This window comes from Achromobacter sp. ESBL13, from assembly GCF_036668755.1.
GTDB lineage: Bacteria > Pseudomonadota > Gammaproteobacteria > Burkholderiales > Burkholderiaceae_B > Achromobacter.
The window spans coordinates 1,552,014-1,566,292 of record NZ_JAZEVT010000001.1 but is presented as its reverse complement, the minus strand read 5'-3'; the positions used below and the strand labels follow the sequence as shown (position 1 = coordinate 1,566,292).

The following is a 14,279-nucleotide window of genomic DNA, read 5'->3' as shown; positions in this document are numbered from 1 at the left end:
GAAGTTTTCGATACTTAGAATGTTCTTATAGAAAGAATACACGTTCTGTACATAAGAACGACCTGAGCGGGAAGAGACAATGGAAAACCACGCCTTGCCAGCGCAACACGCGTCGGACGCGCAGCTTGCGCATCGATTCCGTAGCCGCGCGTTGTCGTTTTCACGGCCGCGCCAGGTCGATATGGACCTGCTGCTGCGTGTGGGCGATGCGCCGCTGCTTGTTCGCATCCGCGACGGCCGGGTTACCAGCGCCGACGCGCCCACCGCGCCGCTGCCTTCCTGCGACGTATCGCTGCGCGCCTCTGCCGCCGCCTGGTCGCGCTTCTGGCAAGCCGTGCCGGATGCGGGCTGGCATGACATCTTTGCGTTGAGCAAACGCGGCGAGCTGTCTATCGAAGGCAAGCTGCAACCCTTGATGGCGCACTTGCAGTTCGTCAAGGATCTGCTGGCAACGGGCCGCGAGGCGCACGCATGAACGCCGCCCTGGAACCCATCGTTGGCCGTTATGTGCACATCGACATCGCCGGCAAGCCTTGCCGTGTTTACTTCGAAGAAGCGGGCGAGGGCATCCCGCTGGTCTGCCTGCACACCGCCGGCGCCGACAGCCGCCAGTACCGCCACATGCTGTGCGATGCGGACATCACGTCGCGTTATCGCGTCATTGCGTTCGACATGCCATGGCATGGCAAGTCGTACCCGCCGGCCGGCTGGCAGGACGAGGAATATCGCTTGTCCACCGAGCGTTACGTGGAAACGGTCATGGCGTTCTGCCAGGCGCTGGCGCTGGATCGCCCGGCGCTGATCGGCTGCTCGATCGGCGGGCGCATTGTGTTGCAGCTGGCGCATCAGCACGCCGAACGTTTTCGCGCGTTGATCGGCGTCGAAGCGGCTGATTTTCAGCAGCCCTGGTACGACACGTCGTGGCTGCATCGCGGCGACGTCCATGGCGGCGAGGTTTGCGCGGCCTTGGTATCGGGCTTGGTGGCGCCGCAGTCACCGGCCGTCTATCGCCACGAAACCTTGTGGCAATACATGCAGGGCGGCCCCGGCGTGTTTCGCGGCGACCTGTATTTCTATCGCGTCGACGGCGATTTGCGGGGTCGGCTGGACGGCATCCGTGCCGATCATTGCCCGCTGTATTTGCTGACGGGGGAATACGACTTTTCGTGCACGCCCGAAGACACCTTGCGCACTGCCGCCGGCATTCCGGGCGCGCAGGTCACCATCATGCGCGAATTGGGGCATTTCCCCATGAGCGAAAACCCACAGCAGTTTCGCGGCTACATCCTGCCGGTGCTGGACGCCATCGCCCGCCTATAGCCCGGCATCAACGACGGGCAGGCACTGCCCGCGACTCACAGGAGGCATCATGCGTTATCCGATCATTCTGGCCGGCATCTTTGCGCTGGCCGCGGTTCCCGCCGTCAAGGCGCAAGAGGCACAGGGCACGCTGAAGCTAGGCGCCTTGGTCACGCTGTCCGGCGCCGGCGCTGCCTGGGGGCAGGGCATGAAGAACGCCGCCGAGATCGCGGCGGACCAGGTGAACGAGGCGGGCGGACTGGACGTGGGCGGCAAGAAGTATCGCGTGCAGGTGGTGGCCTATGACGACAAGTACCAGGCCAACGAAGCCGTTACCGTAGCCAACCGCCTGGTGTTCGAGGACAAGGTGCGCTATGTGATCGGCCCGGTGGGATCGGCGCCCGTGCTGGCGATCCAGCCCATGACGGAAAAGAACAAGGTAATCGTGATGACCCTGGGCTTTACCGCGAAGGCGCTGGCCGCCGACAAACCCTTTACCTTTCGCCCCAACGTGACGACCGCCGAGGTGTCGCAGCCGCAGATCGACTGGCTGGTCAAGTCGCAAGGTTTGCGCAAGGTGGGTGCGCTGTTCCCCAACGACGAAACCGGGCAGCAGATTGCGCTGGACCTGGAAGCTGCCTACAAAAAGGCTGGGGCGGCCTTGTCCGTCAAGGAATTCTTCGAACGCGACCGCGTCGATTTCGTGCCCGTGCTGACGCGCATGATGGCGCGCGGCATCGACGCCATCGAACTGGACGGCAACTCGCCGACCACCGCCGGCTTGATCGTGAAGCAGGCGCGCGAACTGGGCTTTGAAGGACGCATCGTGCGTACTGGCGGCCCGGCCACGCAGGAAATCGTCAACGTGGCCGGCAAGGCGGCTACCGAGGGCATGTTCGTCCATACGCCGATCGATCCCGAGCTGCCCGCTACCAAGGCCTACGCCCAGCGGTATGCCGCCAAGTACAAGCACGCGATGAACGGCTTCAGCCCCGCGTTTTATGACGGCACCAACATGCTGTTCGAAGCCATGCGCCGCGCCGGCACCGTGGAAGATACCGACCGCGTTCGCGTTGAACTGGAAAAGTTGGAAGGTTTTGAGGGATCCCTGGGCAAGCTCAGCTGGACGGGCAAGGCCATGTACGGCATCAACCATCAGTTGAACGCGCCGTTCTACGTGGCCGAGGTCAAGGATGGCCGCGAGGTCATCCGCGCGCGCTGCACCGTCGAGGGATGCCGCTAGCGCGGCGGGGGATGCCACGTGGATTGGAGCATTTTGCTGACGCAGGCCACGATCAACGGTTTGATCGTGGGGTTGCTGTATCTGTTGATGGCGGTGGGCTTCACGCTGGTGTTCGGCGTGATGCGGATGGTGAACTTCGCCCATGGCGAGTTCTACATGCTGGGCGCCTTTGGCGCCTATTACCTGACGACACAGGCGGGTTTCTCGTTCCTGCCCGCCGTGGCGCTGACCTTCGCGTTGGCGGTGGCCGGCGGCGCGGTGCTGGAATGGGGTGTGCTCAAGCCGTTTCGCCGGGATGAGCTGAACGGCATGATCGCCACCATCGGCCTGGCGATGATCCTGCAAAACCTGGCCTTGATGTTCTTCGGCCCCGACCCCTTGTCCATGCCCGCCGTCGCCCAGGGCACGGCCCGCATGGGCAAGCTGGTCGTGCCCTTGTCGCGCGTGTACGTGGTGGTGTTCGCCTTGCTGGCGCTGGCCTTGCTGTATGGCTTCCTGCGTCACTCGCGGCCGGGCCGCGCGCTGCGCGCCGTGGTCGAGGACTTTGAGATTGCCGGCATCCAAGGCATCCGCTCGCGCATCTATTACCCGCTGGGCTTTGGCCTTGGGGTAGGGCTGGCGGCGGTGGCGGGCGCGCTGATGGCGCCATTGTTCTCGGTGTCGCCATTCGTGGGCGCCACGCCGCTGCTCAAGGCGTTCATCGTGGTGATCCTGGGTGGGCTGGGCAGCATCCCCGGCGCGGCTTTCGCGGGCCTGGCGCTGGGCCTGGCGGAAAGCTATGGCAGCCTGCTGTTCGACAGCAGCACGGCGGACATGCTGATTTTCGCCGTCGTGATCGTGATGTTGGTCGTGCGGCCCAAGGGCTTGCTGGGCCGGGGGGAGGCATAAACCATGACGGACCTTTCACTTGATGCAGCCGTGACGCGGCCCGCGCCATTACGCTGGCTGTTGTGGGCGGCGTTGGCCGTGGCCGCGTGCACGCCGTGGTTTGCCGGGCCGTTCGCGCAACATCTGGCGGTGCTGACCTGCCTAAATGTACTGATCGTCAACGGCTTGGCGCTGATTGCGCGTTGCGGGCAGTTGTCCTTGGGGCACGCGGCCTTCGTGGCGGTGGGCGCGTACGGTTCGGTGCTGGCCGCGCGCCACCTGGGGTGGAGCTTTCTGCCGTCCACCTTGGTGGGCGTGGCGTTGACGGCGGGCGTGGCGCTGATATTGGGCGCGATCATCCTGCGCTTGAAGGGCGTTTATTTTGTACTGGTGACATTTGCGTTCGGGGAGCTGGTGCGGCTGATCTTGCTGGACGGCTCGTCCTGGTCGGGTGGCGCGAACGGTGTCGCCAGCATCCCGCCGGCCGCGCTGGCCGGTATCGTGTTCGATACGCGGGCCAGTTTTTACGGCCTGGCGCTGTGCGTGGCCCTGGGCTCCGTCGCGCTGTTGAGCGCGGTGGCAAGGCAGCCATTCGGCCACGCCATCGACGCCGTGGCCGAAAACCCGGCCCTGGCCGAATCCACCGGCCTTAGCGTGCACCGGATTCAGCTGTGCGCTTTTGTGGCCGGTTGCGCGCTGGCGGCGGTGGGCGGCGCCTTGCAGGCGCGTTACGTGGGCTACGTGTCGCCCGAGTCATTCAACGCCAGCATATCCATCGGCTTCATCATCATGCTGGTCATCGGCGGCCGCCGCTCAGTATGGGGCGGGCTGATCGGCGCCATGGTGCTGACGCCGCTGCCCGAGCTGTTTCGCGGGGCGGTGCAAACGCAGCACATTTTTTACGGCGCGGCGCTGATCCTGATCCTGCGTTTTCTGCCGGCGGGCCTGGCCGGCTTGCCGGGGCCGTGGCAATCGCGTCGGCACAAGGAGTTTCCATGAACCCACCTTTATTGCAGGTGCAGGGCTTGTCGCGCAGCTTTGGCGGCTTGGCGGCCTTGCGCAACGTCAGCTTCGCCATCGCGCCGGGCGAAATCGTGGGCTTGATCGGCCCCAACGGCGCGGGCAAGACAACGGCCTTCAACGTCATCAGCGGCACGATGCCGCCGTCATCGGGCTCGGTGCATTTTGACGGCCGTGACATTTCGGGCGGCCCGCCCAGCCGCGTGGTGGTGAGGGGGCTGGCCCGCACGTTTCAATCCACCTCGACCTATCCCGAGGCCACCGTGGCCGATAACATCCGGCGCGGCATGCTGTCGCGCATTCAACATTCCTGGCTGCGTCGCCTGGCCGGGCGTAACCAGGACTTGTTGCCCGCGTCGGAGGTGGCGCGGGAAGTGGACCGGCTTCTGGTCCTGCTTGAGCTGCAAGAGTGGCGCGACGCGGCGGCCGGATCGCTCGCCTACGGCTTGCAGAAAAAACTGGGCATCGCCGTTGCGCTGGCCTGCCGGCCGCGCATGTTGTTGTTGGACGAGCCGGCGGCGGGGCTGAACCATGAAGAATGCAACGAGCTGGGGCGGTTGCTGCGCCGCCTGCAATCCGAGGAAGGGTTGACGATGCTGCTGGTGGAACATCACATGGCGCTGGTCATGGAACTTTGCCATCGCATCGTGGTGCTGGTGCAGGGAGAAAAAATCGCCGAAGGCACGCCTCAAGCCATCCGCGACAACCCCGCCGTGATCGAGGCCTATCTGGGAGCCCCCGACTATGCCCATGCTTGACGTCCAGGAACTGAAGGTGCGCTACGGGCCGCTGGAGGCGGTGCGCGGCATCAGCTTCACAGTTGAACCCGGCCAGATCGTTGCGTTGGTCGGCTCGAACGGCGCGGGCAAAAGCTCTACCTTGAAGGCACTGATCGGCTTGGCGCCTGCCTCGGGCGGACGCATTGTGTTTGACGGGAAAGACATCGCGCGGCAGGGTTCGGCGGCGCGGGTATCGGCCGGCTTGTCCTTGTCGCCGGAGGGGCGGCGCTTGTTCGGCCGCATGACCGTGCTGGATAACCTGATGGCCGGCGCGCATGGGGTCAGGTCGCGCAGCCGCGTCCGCGCGCGGCTGGAAGAGATCTACGCGCTGTTCCCGCGTGTGCAGGAACGGCGTGCACAGTTGGCGGGATCGTTGTCGGGTGGCGAGCAGCAGATGGTGGCCATTGGCCGCGCGCTGATGGCGCAACCACGCTTGCTGATGCTGGACGAACCATCGTTGGGCATCGCGCCCAAGGTTGTGGCCGAAATCGCGGACGCCATTCAGCGCATCAACCGCGACAGCGGCATCGCCATCGTCCTGGTCGAGCAAAACGCGCGGCTGGCGCTGCGCCTGGCGCATCATGCCTATGCGTTCGAACATGGCGAGGTGGTGCGCAGCGGCAAGGGCGCCGAACTGCTGGCCGACCCCTTTGTGCAGAAAGCCTATCTGGGCATATGAAGAGAGCCTTGGCGATGCAGAACGTTCTTCCTGAATACGAAATCCACGCCATCCGCTACGCCCGGATGCCGCGCCAGAGGCGCGACAACTTCCTGGGTGGCGATCCGCACGACGGCGACATGCCCATGGACTTCTACGTGTGGCTGATACGCGGCGCGGGCCGGGTTGTGCTGGTAGACACGGGGTTCAATGCCGACATGGCGCGCCTGCGCCGGCGCGAATTGATCCAATGCCCCATCGCGGCCCTGGCGCCGCTGGGCGTGCAGCCCGAAGACGTGCAGCACGTGGTGCTGACCCACCTGCATTACGACCACGCGGGCAATCTGGATCTGCTGCCGCGGGCGCGCTTTCATGTGCAGGACGACGAGCTTGACTATGCCACCGGCCGCTGCATGTGCTTTGAACCGCTGCGGCATGCCTACGCGGTGGAAGACGTGGTCGCGCTGGTGCGGCGGGTGTATGACGGCCGGGTGCAGTTTCATGACGGCGACAGTACGTTGTTGCCGGGGATTGAACTACTGCATATCGGCGGCCACACGAAGGGCCTGCAAGCGGTGCGCGTGCATACGGCACGCGGCTGGGTGGTGCTGGCGTCCGACGCCAGCCATTACTACGAAAACATGGGGCAGGGCAGGCCGTTTCCCATCGTCTACAACACGGCCCAGATGCTGTCGGGATACGGCAAGCTGTTTGGCGCGGCGCAATCCGAGCAGCATGTGGTGCCCGGGCATGACCCGTTGGTGCTGGATCGGTATCCGAAGTGGCAGGGGTCGGCGCACGTGGTGATGCTGCATTGCCAAGCTCTGCCTGGGGTAGCGCAGCAGCCGTAACAACGTTCGACGCCACGGCCCCAACCGTTCAAGCCATCCCTTGCGCGCAGCCCGGTTCCTAGCATCGCCTCGTCGAAGCAGGCTGCGTTATCGTTTCCACTAATTATCGTAATCCCTAGCTTTTTATGGGCGAACACCCCGTCCATAATTTGCGGAAACGTTTCCACAAAAAGGGACTTCCATGAGTACCGAGTTGCAGGCTGCACGCGTCAAGACCGTCGTTGACCACATGGCGCTGGAATGCGTTCAAGAATGGGACAAGGTCATCGACACCTTCGAACACCCCCGATACGAGATGCACTCCAGCGGTGCGGTCTTTGACGGCCACAGCGAGGTCATGGGGTATTTCGAGTCGTCGCGCGCCTCGTTTCCCGACTTGAAGAACGAGATCATCGCGGTGGCCGCCGCCGACGGCACGGACATTGTCCTGGTGGAATTCTGGCTTTCCGGCACGCATGCCGGGCCGTTCACCGTTGACGGCAAGACGTACGAGCCGACGGGACGCCAGTTTCGCGTTCGCATGGCGGCCACCTTCGAATTCGCGCCTAATTCGGCCAAGGTGATCTGCGAGCGTCCGTACACCTGTCAGAACGCCAAGCTGCGTTCCCTTGGGTTGCTGTAGCGGTAGCAGTAGCGGTTGCGCCGTTCAGGAGGCGGGCAACCTGGTAAGGCCAATGCGTTCTACAGAAAAAACCGGGCAGGCCGGTCAGGCGCTGCACCCGGGGATAAATCCGAGGAGACAACAATGAAGAAGCTGTCCGTTGCAGCCGCGCTGCTGACCGTGCTGGGCATGGGCGCCGCCCATGCCGACGACTACCCCAATCGCCCGATCCGCATGCTGTTGCCGTTCTCGGCCGGCGGCGGCGGCGACACCTTGGGCCGGATCCTGGCAGAGCGGTTTTCAGCAGAACTGAAGCAGCCCGTCATCGTCGAGAACAAGCCCGGTGCCGGTGGCACGATAGGCATCGCCGCCGTGGCCCGCTCGGCGCCGGACGGCTACACGATCACCATTGGGGGGATGACGACGCACATCCTGTCTCCGTCGGTCTACAAGGACCTGCCGTACGACCCGATCAAGAGCTTTACGTCGCTGGGCGCCATCGGCAATTCGGCCATCATGGTGGTCGCGAACAACAACTTTCCGGCCAACGATATTGACGGGCTGAAGAAACTGGCGGAATCCCGCAAGGACCCCATCCAATACGCAAGCTGGGGCATCGGCTCAACGGGTCACTTCTGTGGCGAGGTCATGGTGCAGAAGGGCAACCTGAAGATGCAGCACGTGCCCTACAAGGGCACCACGCAGATCATGACGGACATCATGGGCGGGCATATCGACCTGGGTTTCGTCGACATGGCCACCGCCACGCCGATGGTCACGCAGCACAAGGTCAAGGGGCTGGCCGTCTGTACCAAACGTTCGCCCAGCGTGCCCGAAGTCCGCAGCTACAAGGAACAGGGCATCGACTTTGATCGCGATTTGAATTGGGCGATGTACGTGCCCGCCGGCACGCCCCAGCCCATCGTCGACCGACTGTCCGGGACCTTGGAAAAGGTGCTGAAAGAACAGGAAGTGATCGACAAACTGCTGGGGCTTGGCATTTCGGCCCAGTACGTTGCCGGACCCGCCCACCAGAAGGCAAACATGGCCGACATCGAAGCCTGGCGCGTGGTGGCGAAAGAAGCCGGCATTACGCCGCAATAGACGGTTCCTTGGCTGTGGCAACGAGCCATCGCGTTGCCCCCTTACCTGCACGAGACATTCATGAAACTGCTTCAAGACCGCGTGGCCGTCATCTCGGGGGCCGCGCACCCCAAAGGCATCGGTAAAGCCACCGCAAAGCTCTTTCTTGAACATGGCGCACGCGTGGCAATCCTGGACGTTGACGAGGCACGCATACAGGAAAGCGCGGCGGACCTGGGCGGCCCGGCGGCTAAGTTGCTTGCGCTGGCTTGCGACGTGGGTAGCGACGAGCAATGTCGCGCCGCCATCGACAAGGTGGCCGCCTGGTCCGGCGGGGTGATCGACGTGCTGGTGAACAACGCGGCAATCACGCAGAAAGCCACGTTCCGCGACATCACCCCCACCGACTTCGAACGCATCCTGCGGGTCAACCTGATGGGCGTGTTCAACCTGAGCCAAGCGGTCATCCCCTTCATGGTTCAGCGCGCCGGGGGAAGCATCATTTCCATTTCGTCGCTGTCGGCACAGAACGGCGGCGGCATCTTCGGTGGTGCCCATTACTGCGCCGCCAAGGCGGGGGTGCAGGGCATTACCCGCGCCATGGCCAAGGAATTCGGCGAACACAAGATCCGCGCCAACGCGATTGCGCCGGGCCTGATCACAACGGACTTTTCGCGCACCGGACGCTCGGATGAAAGCAAGGACGACGCCGCGCAAGTGTGGCCGCTGCGTCGCGCCGGACGCCCACACGAAATCGCGGGCGGCTGCCTGTTCCTGGCCAGCGAGCTTTCCAGCTACATCACCGGCACGACGTTGGATATCAACGGCGGCGCCCACATGAATTAAGGAACATCAATGAGCAAGCTTTTTGGCGGCGTCCGGCAAGTGGGCTATGTGGTCCGCGACATTGAAAAGGCCATGCGCCACTGGTCCGAGGTGCTGGGCGTCGGGCCCTGGTTCTACAAGGAAGAGGTCGGGACTACTGAATTCCGATATCGCGGCCAGGTCTCGCAACCACCGCGCCTGTCGATTGCATTGGCCAATTCCGGCGACCTGCAAATCGAGCTGATCCAGCAACGAGACGAGGCGCCATCGCTTTATCTGGATTCCCTGCGTGCAAACGGGGAATGCGCGCAGCACGTGGCGTTCTGGACGCTGGACAACTTCGACGAGTTTTGCGACCGGCTGCGTGGCGGTGGCTACGAAGAAGGGCACGGCGGAAGGATGGGCCTGCGCGGCCGCTTCGCGTACTTCGTGCATCCTGATTTGCCCAGCGGCATGATCGAAGTGTCTGAAATGAAAGGCGGCAAGGGCGAATATTTCGACGAGATCAGAAGGGCGGGAGAAACCTGGGATGGGTCCGCGCCGATACGCCCGCGCACCTAGCCAGCCCAGCGCCGAAGACGGTGTATGTTAGCCACTTCCGGCACAGACAAAACCAACATCATGAAAGACCGAAGCACCCGAATCACCATACGCGACGTCGCCAAGAAAGCGGGGGTATCCCTGGGCACGGCATCGCGCGCGCTGAACCGCACAGGCCGTGTCAGCGAAGCCGCCATCGTGGCGGTCGAGCAGGCGGTACGCAGCCTGGACTATCGCCCGGACGCCGTGGCCAGAAGCCTGCGCACGAAGTCCTCGGGCGTGATCGGGCTGCTGGTGTCCGACCTGGCCAACCCGCTGTACGCCCGCATCATCACCGCAACCGAGACCGCGCTACAGGCCGAAGGCTATTCGTTGCTGGTGGCCAGCACGCATAACGAAAGGCGTCGCGAAGCGTCGCTGATCGACATCTTTCGCGGCCGGCGTGTTGACGCGTTGATTTTGGGCCCGTGCGAAAAAGAATCCGCCGACCTGATCGACAAGCTGTCTCAAGAAGTTCCCGTTGTGGCGCTGGACCGGGAGTTTGGCGACGTGTCCGTCGGTATCCATGTGGATCATGCAACGGGGGCGTTCCAGGCGACCCAGTATCTGCTGAACCTGGGCCACACACGGATTGCGCTGCTGACGCCGGGTACGGATTTGCGCACCGGCAAAGAGCGTATCGCGGGCTTTCGCCAAGCATTCAAAGAGCGCGGCATGGTTGCTGACCCGGCGCTGATCCGGGCGGAACAGTCCGCCATGCAGTTTGCGTTTTCCGAGGCGATGTCGCTGTTATCGCACGCGAATCGACCCACCGCGTTTGTATGCCTGGGAACCAGAATTTTGTCCGGCGTGCTGCAAGCACTGCGCCATACCGGAGACGCGGTGCCCAACGATATCAGCGTGATCAGTATTGGCGACACCGATCTGTCTCAGCTGTTCAGCCCGGCCATCACCTCGCTTAGTTGGGACCTTGAGGCGGTGGGCACTTGCGCGGCACAACTGGTCCTAAAGCAACTTGATCGCCAGAGCGCGCCCGCGCAAGGCGATCGCATCGTTATCAAGACGCAGCTGATATTGCGCGAATCGTGCGCGCCCGCAGCGCCGTCTTGACCCTACACCCTAATCAGGAACGCTCATGACACTACCGTACACCGTCACCCATCAAGATCGCCTGCTGACCGTCAACATCGAAGACGGCGTCCAGCTGCCAGGCGCCGCCCCGGGCTCGTCGATCATTCCGTTGTTCCTGGATCGGGAAAACGGCGTGTGGGTGCTGTACGGCAAGTTCGCGCCGGGCACCCGCCTGCCCACGCACTTTCATACCGGCGTCGTTCACTTCTACACCACCAAGGGGCAGTGGAACTATCTGGAATATCCCAACGACGTGCAGACCGCCGGCAGCTATCTGTACGAGCCGGGCGGCTCCGTTCACACCTTTTCAGTACCCGAGGACGCCAAGGAGCCGGCCGAAGGATTCATGGTCGTTTTCGGCGCCAACATCAACTTCATCGACGGCCAGTTCGCCAACATCCGCGATGCCGGCGCCATCGAGGATTCGATTATCGACGCGGCCAAGAAGGCCGGCTTGCCCATCCCTCGCTATATCCGCCCCAAGGGCGGCGCCGAGTTCACGCGCGACTGATCGGAGGGGGCGGGTCATGCGATTGGCATCAAAAGTGGCGCTGGTAGCCGGCGCCGGAACGTTAAGAAACTCGTTTTCCACCGCCGATCAGGTGGGCAATGGCGCAGCCTGTGCGATTCGCTTCGCCCGCGAAGGCGCGACGGTCATCTGCACCGACCGGTCCTTGGCCGCCGCGCAAGAGACCGCCCAGCAAATTCGATCGGAAGGCGGTGTGGCGGAAGCCATCGAGCTTGACGTCACGGATTCGACGCAAATCGCGCGGGTGGCGCAAGACGTGGCATCGCGCTTTGGCGGCATCGATATCCTGCACAACAATGTCGGCATCGAGATCCAGGGCGACCTGCTCGCCGTGCAAGACGACGAGTGGGACCGCGTCATGACAGTCAACGTGCGCGGCTCCATGGCGATGGCGCGCGCCTTTCTGCCGCAAATGAAGGCGCGCGGCGGCGGGGCCATCATCAACGTGTCGTCAACGGCAAGCCTGAAATGGAGCCCGATGCAATTCCTGTCGTACAGCACGGCAAAAGCGGCCGTCAACCACATGACGCGGGTCATCGCCCGTCAGTACGCGGCGGATCAGGTGCGGTGCAACTGCATCATCCCCGGCATGATCCGCACGCCGCATGCGGACGCGCTGTATGCAAGCAGCGAGGCGGCGCAAGAAGGGCATAAGGCTCGGGACGCCAGGTGCCCGATGGGGCGCCAGGGCAGCCCGTGGGATATTGCAAACGCGGCGCTGTTTCTGGCGTCTGACGAGTCGGCTTATGTCACAGGGTGTTTGATGGTGGTGGATGGGGGGTCAAGTTTGTGAGCGGCTTGCGTGGCAGGGCGCCCGCTTGCGGCAAACCGAGGCGGATAAAAACGTTCATTCGGTGATTGGCTTGCGGCCGGCTTGTCCTACGCTTCTGGTTTCAGGAGGCGGACATCACCGGTCGTTCTTTTTGCCTGGCGTTCGTGGGCGGCGCGGCGTGGGTGCAGTGCTTCCCGGTATTGCCCGGCGCCTTCGTTCTGTCGCTGATAGGCGTTGCTGCCGTCGTTGTGGCCGTCGTTTCGGCCGTCGTTTCGGCCGGCGTTGCGGCTGCGGATCGCCTGCGATGCCGCGCCGGTTCTTTGCGCGTTGTCTGTGCTCTTGTGCTGGGCCTTTGCGCCGGCACGCTTAACGCGTGCCTTCAAGCGCACCTGCGCCTTGACGATTCACTGGCGGACTTGCATCAGGACCAAGTCTCCCGCCTGACCTTGCGCGTAGCCGAGCTGCCGGACGGCGATGACCGGCATCATCGCTTCATCGCCGAACGAGCCGAGCCCGCGCGCCCGGGCATTCCGTCTCGCATCCAGGTCACATGGCAAGCGCCGCCGGGGGCGACGGCCCCGCTGCCCGCACTGCTGCCCGGCCAGGTCTGGCGCATGGCGCTTGTGTTGCGGCGACCGCATGGCGTACTGAACCCGGCAGGGCCGGACGCGGAAGGGCGCATGTTCGCTCGGGGTTTGCGGGCGGTGGGCACGGTGCGTGGGCGGCCGCAGTTGTTGGATGACAAGCCTTGGGCGTCGGCGGGGGTGGCCATCGAACGGGCGCGACACCACGTGCGCGTGGGTCTGCGGCAAGCCTTGGGGCAACACCGTTACGCACCGGTGTTGATCGCACTGGCCATTGGCGACCAAGCGGGCGTGGCGCTGGTAACGGACATTAAAGTCCTGCGCCGGGGACTCTAGTTAAATCAATCACTTGTGAAATTTTGCTTCTCATAGATGACAATAACGTTCTGCGCTGAGAGCGTTCGCCAACGCACAATAAAGTTCTGCGATGGAAGGGAACTGGCAGATTGCTGTCGGCCGGAACGGCAACGCGTGATCAGATGGAGTGTGTTAGAAGAAGGCTGGTGCCTTGTTGCTCGGAGCTGCAAATGAACTCACGAATACACGGGATGATCAGGTCGGCTACGGACCAGGATATGGAGTTGATTGGGCGGTGGTTGCTGGAGGCAAGCCGCTCCGGCGTAGATTCGCTCTGGCCGAACTGGAGACTGACGCAAAAGGTCCATGCGAAAGAGAAAGACGTTCGAGTCTTCGTCGAAGGCGAAACGGGGGAGCCTGTAGCTTATTTTTGGGGCTCGCTTAATACTTCCGATAGCATCCTTGATGTGAGGCCATCGCATCGAGGAAGGGGAGTTGGACGTCTCGTCGTGGACCACCTGATAGAAGAGTCTAGATCACTAAGGGAGCCCCTGCTGCATATAACATGCTCGCCTGAATCGTCAGAGCATTTCTGGAATAAGATGGGGTTCACCACCGAACATGCTGGCGGCTCTATCTGGGCTTCGCGTGTTATCGAGATTCCAATTAAGCTTCCGGAAGCGGGCAAGCAGCGCGATATCACTGTGCGATTCTTCGATGATGCCGGCGCTTACGGAGATGCGCGTGCGCTCTCTGAGTACGCAGTTCGCGGGTTGGAGGATGAGGCCGGGACGATCCATCTACCCCGCATTCTGGCCTGCTATGAGCCTAGGGGTTCCAGCGCGCTTTACGTGGAGATATCCATGAGACGTCCCGACGAGTTGCTTATCTTGCACAAGAGTAAGTGCAGGAATCAAGCGGCGGTCACGCTAGGCGTCGAAGATTGTCTCAATGGCTACTGTGTGGCTCAAATCCGGCTGGGATCGAATTTCATCAGTTAGCAGTGCATTGTAGGTTGGTATGTTCCGCAGCCTCCAGCATCCTCTGGAGTGTGTTATTGCTGCTTGAGCGCGCCGCCGTCTGCCAGATTGCATATAGTTAGGGCCACTCGAGGTTTAACCGCGGCATAGCTGATGCACAAGCCGCCGCGCTCCCTAGCCAGGCGGGCGGACCATGGTCACGCTCAGCGCGCCAGTGGGG

17 protein-coding genes are annotated in these 14,279 nt (G+C 63.0%); all 17 read left to right on the top strand.

What is annotated here, in order from left to right; all coding sequences use genetic code 11:
* The first annotated feature begins 79 nt into the window (after positions 1–79).
* On the top strand, positions 80–475 hold the full coding sequence (locus V6F88_RS06935) for a hypothetical protein (RefSeq protein ID WP_332608592.1): 396 nt from the start codon (positions 80–82) through the stop codon (positions 473–475).
* Entirely contained in the window at positions 472–1,320 is an 849-nt protein-coding gene (locus V6F88_RS06930; RefSeq protein WP_332608591.1) for an alpha/beta fold hydrolase, read from the top strand. Before V6F88_RS06935 ends, V6F88_RS06930 begins: the two co-directional genes overlap by 4 nt.
* A 49-nt stretch (positions 1,321–1,369) precedes the next feature.
* A complete protein-coding gene (locus V6F88_RS06925) occupies positions 1,370–2,542 on the top strand; it encodes an ABC transporter substrate-binding protein (RefSeq protein WP_332608590.1) in 1,173 nt (390 codons plus the stop codon).
* Between the two features lie 18 nt (positions 2,543–2,560).
* Positions 2,561–3,430: a branched-chain amino acid ABC transporter permease gene (locus V6F88_RS06920; RefSeq protein WP_332608589.1), complete on the top strand. Its 870-nt coding sequence runs from the start codon at positions 2,561–2,563 to the stop codon at positions 3,428–3,430.
* 3 nt (positions 3,431–3,433) lie between these two features.
* Positions 3,434–4,408, top strand: a complete 975-nt coding sequence (locus V6F88_RS06915; protein WP_332608588.1) for a branched-chain amino acid ABC transporter permease — start codon at positions 3,434–3,436, stop codon at positions 4,406–4,408.
* Positions 4,405–5,187: an ABC transporter ATP-binding protein gene (locus V6F88_RS06910; RefSeq protein WP_332608587.1), complete on the top strand. Its 783-nt coding sequence runs from the start codon at positions 4,405–4,407 to the stop codon at positions 5,185–5,187. The genes V6F88_RS06915 and V6F88_RS06910 overlap by 4 nt, the downstream gene beginning before the upstream one ends.
* Positions 5,174–5,887 carry an ABC transporter ATP-binding protein gene (locus tag V6F88_RS06905; RefSeq protein WP_332608586.1) on the top strand — a complete coding sequence of 238 codons (714 nt, stop codon included), beginning with the start codon at positions 5,174–5,176 and terminating at the stop codon, positions 5,885–5,887. Before V6F88_RS06910 ends, V6F88_RS06905 begins: the two co-directional genes overlap by 14 nt.
* Positions 5,888–5,901: 14 nt before the next feature.
* Positions 5,902–6,717: an N-acyl homoserine lactonase family protein gene (locus V6F88_RS06900; RefSeq protein WP_332608585.1), complete on the top strand. Its 816-nt coding sequence runs from the start codon at positions 5,902–5,904 to the stop codon at positions 6,715–6,717.
* 181 nt (positions 6,718–6,898) lie between these two features.
* Positions 6,899–7,339 carry an ester cyclase gene (locus tag V6F88_RS06895; protein WP_332608584.1) on the top strand — a complete coding sequence of 147 codons (441 nt, stop codon included), beginning with the start codon at positions 6,899–6,901 and terminating at the stop codon, positions 7,337–7,339.
* 123 nt (positions 7,340–7,462) lie between these two features.
* Complete coding sequence (locus V6F88_RS06890) at positions 7,463–8,422, top strand: Bug family tripartite tricarboxylate transporter substrate binding protein (RefSeq protein WP_332608583.1); 960 nt, start codon at positions 7,463–7,465, stop codon at positions 8,420–8,422.
* Positions 8,423–8,482: 60 nt separating this feature from the next.
* On the top strand, positions 8,483–9,247 hold the full coding sequence (locus tag V6F88_RS06885; RefSeq protein ID WP_332608582.1) for an SDR family NAD(P)-dependent oxidoreductase: 765 nt from the start codon (positions 8,483–8,485) through the stop codon (positions 9,245–9,247).
* Positions 9,248–9,256: 9 nt separating this feature from the next.
* Positions 9,257–9,787, top strand: a complete 531-nt coding sequence (locus V6F88_RS06880; RefSeq protein WP_332608581.1) for a VOC family protein — start codon at positions 9,257–9,259, stop codon at positions 9,785–9,787.
* 60 nt (positions 9,788–9,847) lie between these two features.
* On the top strand, positions 9,848–10,876 hold the full coding sequence (locus V6F88_RS06875; protein WP_332608580.1) for a LacI family DNA-binding transcriptional regulator: 1,029 nt from the start codon (positions 9,848–9,850) through the stop codon (positions 10,874–10,876).
* Positions 10,877–10,901: 25 nt separating this feature from the next.
* On the top strand, positions 10,902–11,408 hold the full coding sequence (locus V6F88_RS06870; protein WP_046805743.1) for a 2,4'-dihydroxyacetophenone dioxygenase family protein: 507 nt from the start codon (positions 10,902–10,904) through the stop codon (positions 11,406–11,408).
* A gap of 16 nt (positions 11,409–11,424) precedes the next feature.
* A complete protein-coding gene (locus V6F88_RS06865; RefSeq protein WP_332608579.1) occupies positions 11,425–12,219 on the top strand; it encodes an SDR family NAD(P)-dependent oxidoreductase in 795 nt (264 codons plus the stop codon).
* Positions 12,220–12,362: 143 nt separating this feature from the next.
* Entirely contained in the window at positions 12,363–13,118 is a 756-nt protein-coding gene (locus tag V6F88_RS06860) for a ComEC/Rec2 family competence protein (protein ID WP_332608578.1), read from the top strand.
* A gap of 191 nt (positions 13,119–13,309) precedes the next feature.
* Positions 13,310–14,080, top strand: coding sequence for a GNAT family N-acetyltransferase (locus tag V6F88_RS06855; protein ID WP_332608577.1), 771 nt, complete (start codon positions 13,310–13,312; stop codon positions 14,078–14,080).
* The last annotated feature ends 199 nt before the right edge of the window (positions 14,081–14,279 follow it).